Origin of the sequence: Actinocrinis sp. (genome assembly GCF_035605935.1) — a bacterium.
Taxonomy (GTDB): Bacteria; Actinomycetota; Actinomycetes; order Streptomycetales; family Catenulisporaceae; genus Actinocrinis.
Genome location: NZ_DATNGK010000072.1, coordinates 1 through 5,246 on the forward strand (window position 1 = coordinate 1; position 5,246 = coordinate 5,246).

At 68.6% G+C, this 5,246-nt stretch carries 5 protein-coding genes; all 5 read left to right on the forward strand.

The genetic code is table 11. The features are described 5' to 3' along the window. Positions 1-1,329, forward strand: a 1,329-nt coding sequence (locus VN779_RS06565; RefSeq protein ID WP_325721180.1) for an Rne/Rng family ribonuclease, incomplete at its 5' end; no start/stop codon positions are given. A 327-nt stretch (positions 1,330-1,656) separates the two neighbouring features. Continuing rightward, positions 1,657-1,974 (forward strand): 50S ribosomal protein L21, encoded by a 318-nt coding sequence (gene rplU, locus VN779_RS06570; RefSeq protein WP_325721182.1) that lies wholly within the window; start codon positions 1,657-1,659, stop codon positions 1,972-1,974. 5 nt (positions 1,975-1,979) lie between these two features. Continuing rightward, a complete protein-coding gene (gene rpmA / locus VN779_RS06575; RefSeq protein ID WP_325721184.1) occupies positions 1,980-2,237 on the forward strand; it encodes a 50S ribosomal protein L27 in 258 nt (85 codons plus the stop codon). A gap of 109 nt (positions 2,238-2,346) precedes the next feature. Beyond that, a complete protein-coding gene (gene obgE, locus VN779_RS06580) occupies positions 2,347-3,780 on the forward strand; it encodes a GTPase ObgE (RefSeq protein ID WP_325721186.1) in 1,434 nt (477 codons plus the stop codon). 224 nt (positions 3,781-4,004) lie between these two features. After that, positions 4,005-5,246: glycosyl hydrolase family 28-related protein (locus tag VN779_RS06585; protein ID WP_325721187.1), on the forward strand; the 1,242-nt coding region annotated here is incomplete at its 3' end.

Below are 5,246 nucleotides of genomic sequence, written 5' to 3' on the forward strand. Positions count from 1 at the left end.
CTCAAGACGATCCTGAAGGCGGTCGTCCCCGAGCACGCCGGCGTCATCGTGCGCACCGCGGCCGAGGGCGCCACCGAGGACGAGCTGCGCCGCGACGTGGAGCGGCTGTCCGCGCAGTGGGAGGAGATCCAGCGCAAGGCGTCCTCGGCGGCCAGCTCGGCCCCGACGCTGCTGTACGGCGAGCCGGACCTGACCGTGCGCGTGGTGCGCGACATCTTCAACGAGGACTTCAGCAAGCTGGTCGTCTCCGGCGACGACGCGTACAAGACCATCCACGAGTACCTGTCCGGGGTCGCGCCCGAGCTGGCCGAGCGGCTGCAGCAGTGGACCAGCGACACGGATGTGTTCAACGTGTACCGGGTCGACGAGCAGCTGGCCAAGGGGCTGGACCGCAAGGTCTGGCTGCCCAGCGGCGGCTCGCTGGTGATCGACCGCACCGAGGCGATGGTCGTCATCGACGTGAACACCGGCAAGTTCACCGGCCAGGGCAGCAACTCCCTGGAGGAGACGGTCACCCGCAACAACCTGGAGGCGGCCGAGGAGATCGTCCGCCAGCTGCGACTGCGCGACCTCGGCGGCATCATCGTGATCGACTTCATCGACATGGTGCTGGAGTCGAACCGGGATCTGGTGCTGCGCCGGCTGCTCGAATGCCTGGGCCGCGACCGCACCAAGCACCAGGTGGCCGAGGTCACCTCGCTGGGCCTGGTGCAGATGACCCGCAAGCGAGTCGGCCAAGGCCTGCTCGAGGCCTTCTCCGAGACCTGCGACCACTGCAACGGCCGCGGAATCATCGTGCACGTGGACCCGGTGGAGCCGCACGGCCGCAAGACCACGGAGCGCTCCACGACTGTGGTCGAGCGCATCGACCGGGTAACCGACGAGCACGCGCACAGCCACGGGCAGGCACACGACGACGGTTCTGGCGATGCGTCAGAATCGCATGGCGGCGGTGCCGGCGAGGCGCCTCACACGAGCAGTGCGGCCGAGAGCCGGGCCAGCAGGCGCAGGCGGCGTAAGGGCAAGCATCACGAGGGCGAGGACGCGTCGGGCACGTCGGCCGATTCGGCCTGGGATTCGGACGCCGAGGCCGACGCAGCTGTGCCGGGTGTCAGTTCGGCCACGGAGGCGGCGGCCGCTGAGGTGGACGCGGCTCCTGTGGTGCAGGCGCCGCCGATAAACCTCAAGGCGCACGCGGAGGACCCTGACGCGGCCGCGGACAGTGACGACCTGGGCGAGGCGCTGGTTGACACCGGACGGCCGCGTAAGCGCCGCCGGGCGGCAAGCAGGCCCGCCGGCTCCCCGCAGTCGAACGCGGAAGCTTCGTAGGCTCTAAGTCTGCCAATTCGCCTCGCGGCGTAGTGCTTTGAGCGCTGACGCCGCGGGGCGGGCAAAGGATGTGCGTTTCTTGAAGGCCTCGACGCCTTGCGGCATCTCGCGGCGGCTCAGGAAGCGGCTCGCGCGGCCCGGTTCGTGATCTTCAGTTTGACCGCACCACCACCCGGTCCGTACGCTTGGTTTTCGGCGTGTTTAGGCTCGCCCCCCCGTCCCGCGGTGCCACCGCGCCGTGCCGGACCAGTCAATCGACAGTCTCAGCTTGTCGCGGCGAATTTGAATCGCACTGCGCGCAGGCGTAGGCAACCCGTAGGAGTAGCGGTGTACGCGATCGTCCGCAGCGGCGGTAGGCAGCATAAGGTCGCCGTGGGCGACGTCGTCCGGGTCGACCGGATTGTCGGCACGCCGGGCACCCCGGTGGAAATGAAGGCACTGCTCGTCGTGGATGGTGACTCGGTCACCTCCGACGCGTGGGTGCTCGAGGGCGTCAAGGTCACCGGCGAGATCGTCGCCGAGGTCAAGGGCAAGAAGATCGACATCCTCAAGTACAAGAACAAGACCGGTTACCGGGTGCGCCAGGGCCATCGGCAGAAGTACACCGAGGTCAAGGTCACCGGCATCGACACTGGGAAGAAGTAGCTGACATGGCACACAAGAAGGGCGCCTCTTCCAGCCGCAACGGCCGGGACTCGAACGCGCAGCGGCTCGGCGTGAAGCGGTTCGGCGGCCAGAAGGTGAACGCCGGCGAGATCATCCTGCGTCAGCGCGGCACCCACTTCCACCCGGGCGAGAACGTCGGCATCGGCAAGGACGACACGCTGTTCGCGTTGACCGCGGGCGCCGTGCAGTTCGGCCGGTTCCGGGACCGCAAGGTCATCAACATCGTGCCCGTCGACGCTTAAGCCGCGTCACGCGCACAGTTCACACAGCTTCGCCAGTACGCCGGGTCGCAGTGGTCGACCCGGCGTACTGTCATGATCGGGACTTTGATCCGAGTTGGAGTAGACAGCCATGGCCACCTTCGTAGACCGCGTGGTGTTGCACGTCGCGGCAGGTAAGGGCGGCCACGGCTGCGCTTCCGTGCACCGGGAGAAGTTCAAGCCGCTCGGCGGTCCGGACGGGGCGAACGGCGGTCGTGGCGGCGACGTGATCCTGGTCGTCGAACCGAACATCACCTCGCTGATCGAGTACCACTATTCGCCGCACCGCACTGCCGGGAACGGTAAGCCGGGCGGCGGCGACATGCGGCAGGGTGCGAACGGGGCCGACGTGATCCTGCCGGTGCCGAGCGGGACCGTGGTCAAGGCCGCGGACGGCGAGGTGCTGGCCGACCTGGTGGGCGCGGGCACCAGCTTCGTGCTGGTCAAGGGCGGGCCCGGCGGGCTCGGCAACGCTGCGCTGGCCAGCACCAAGCGCAAGGCCCCCGGCTTCGCGCTGCTCGGCGAGCCCGGCGAGTCCGGCGAGTTCGTACTCGAACTCAAGTCGGTCGCGGACGTCGCGCTGATCGGTTACCCGAGCGCGGGCAAGTCCTCGCTGATCGCCGCGATGTCCGCGGCCAAGCCGAAGATCGCCGACTACCCGTTCACCACGCTGGTGCCGAACCTCGGCGTGGTCACGGCGGACAACCACGTCTTCACCATGGCGGACGTGCCCGGCCTGATCCCGGGCGCGAGCCAGGGCAAGGGACTCGGCCACGAGTTCCTGCGGCACATCGAGCGCTGCGCGGTCATGGTGCACGTGCTCGACTGCGCGACCCTGGAGCCGGACCGCGACCCGCTCAGCGACCTGAACGTCATCGAGGCGGAACTGGCGGCGTATGAGGCAGCCCTCGGCGCGCACGAGCAGGGCGTCGGCGGTGCAATCGGCGCGGGATCTGGCGCGGGTGCCCAGTTCGCGGCGCTCGGCAAGCTGTCCGACCGGCCGCGCCTCGTCGTGCTGAACAAGATCGATGTGCCGGAGGCGCGTGACCTGGCGGAACTGGTGCGGCCGGACCTGGAGGCGCGCGGCCTGCGTGTGTTCGAGGTCTCCGCGGTCAGCCGGGAGGGCCTGCGCGAGCTGTCCTTCGCCCTGGCCGAGATCGTCGAGCAGGCGCGGGCGCAGCGTCCGGCGGAGGAGCCTGGCCGCCTGGTCATCCGGCCCAAGGCGGTGAACGAGGCGCCGTTCACGCTCGCCTTCGAGGACGGCCACTATGTCGTACGCGGCACGAAGCCGGAGCGCTGGGTGCGGCAGACCGACTTCTCGATCGACGAGGCGGTCGGCTACCTCGCGGACCGGCTGAACCGGCTCGGGGTCGAGCAGGCACTGCTGGAGATGGGCGCGCACGAGGGCGACGAGGTCGTCATCGGCGACGGCGCCGACGCGGTCATCTTCGACTGGCAGCCCACACTGTCCAGCGGCGCGGAGCACCTCGGCCCGCGCGGCTCCGACGACAGGTTGTACAGCTAACGGCTGGCGACCGTCAGCTCGCGGCATTTATGTCGCAATGACTCGAGAAACTTCCCGCAAGAACGGAAGCTGACTCCGCAAGCAGTAGACAGCCTAGCGAAAATATCTTGCAGTGACTCTTGTGAAGCCGCTTGCGCGGCCCTAGTGTCACCTCGCGGCCTGGTGGTGTGTTGCCACCGTGGGCGTCATCAGGTGTTCACACTCACGAGAGAAACGAGCATTCGATGCAACGGAGCATCCGCGGAGCTCTGCCCAGATCGCCGGGCCCATCCGAGAGATCCCACCGGCCGGGCCGGCCGCGACGCACCGCGGCGCTCGCCGCAGCAACCGCGGCCACGGCCGGGCTCGGCATCGTGTTCGGCGGACCCGCGCTCGCCGCCGGCGGCTCGGCACCGACCGCCGTGACTCGCGCCGCGATCGATCCGGCGCTGGTCGCCGGGCGCGGCGCCAACCTGGGCGTCGTCGAGCAAGAGGCGGAGAACGCCGCGACGAACGGTACGGTCATCGGCCCGAGCACAACCGCGTACACGCTGCCGGCTGAGGCGTCCGGCCGCTCCGCGGTCAATCTGACGCCTGGTCAGTACGTGGAGTTCACGCTCCCCAGCGCAGCGAACGCGATCACCGTGCGGTACAGCATCCCCGACGCTGCGACCGGCGGCGGGATAACCGCTCCGCTCGCCGTCACCGTCAACGGCCACGAACACCGCACCATGACTCTCACATCGCAGTATGCGTGGCTGTACAACGAGTACCCGTTCAGCAACGACCCGAATGCCGGTCCGCTGCACCCTGACTGGTGGACCACCGAGTGCTCCTGCGTGCCGGATCAGACCACGCCGACGCCCGTGTTCCCGACCCCGTTCCGGCCGAACCACTTCTACGACGAGCAGCGGCTCCTGCTCGGCCGGACCTACGCCGCGGGCTCGAAGATCCGGCTGACCGTCCCGGCCGGCAGCGACGCCACCACCACGACCATCGACCTGATGGACTCTCAACTGGTGGCCGCGCCCAAGATCGACCCGATCGCGGCGAATGTGCTGTTCTTCGGCGCGGACCCGACCGGCCGGCGGGACTCGGCCGACGCGTTCGATCGAGCCGTCGCCTTCGCGCAGAAGACGCACTTGAAGGTCTACATTCCGCCGGGCACCTTCCAGGTCAACCGGCACATCATCGTCGACAACGCCACGATCGAGGGTGCCGGAAGCTGGTACTCGATCATCAAGGGTCACCAGGTCACCCTCAGCAGCCCGGCGCCCGACGGCTCGATCCACGCAGGCGTCGGCTTCTACGGCAAGGACGCCTCAGCCGGAGGCAGCCACAACGTGCACCTGTCCGGTTTCGCGATCGAGGGCGACGTGCGCGAGCGCATCGACACGGACCAGGTCAACGGCATCGGTGGCGCGCTGAGCGACTCGACCATCGACGGGCTCTACATCCACCACACCAAGGTGGGCATGTGGTTCGAC

What these genes read in the sequence shown, in the direction of transcription:
- rpmA (WP_325721184.1), top strand. Translation starts at nt 1,980, where the DNA reads ATGGCACACAAGAAGGGCGCCTCTTCCAGCCGCAACGGCCGGGACTCG.
- obgE (WP_325721186.1), top strand. Translation starts at nt 2,347, where the DNA reads ATGGCCACCTTCGTAGACCGCGTGGTGTTGCACGTCGCGGCAGGTAAG.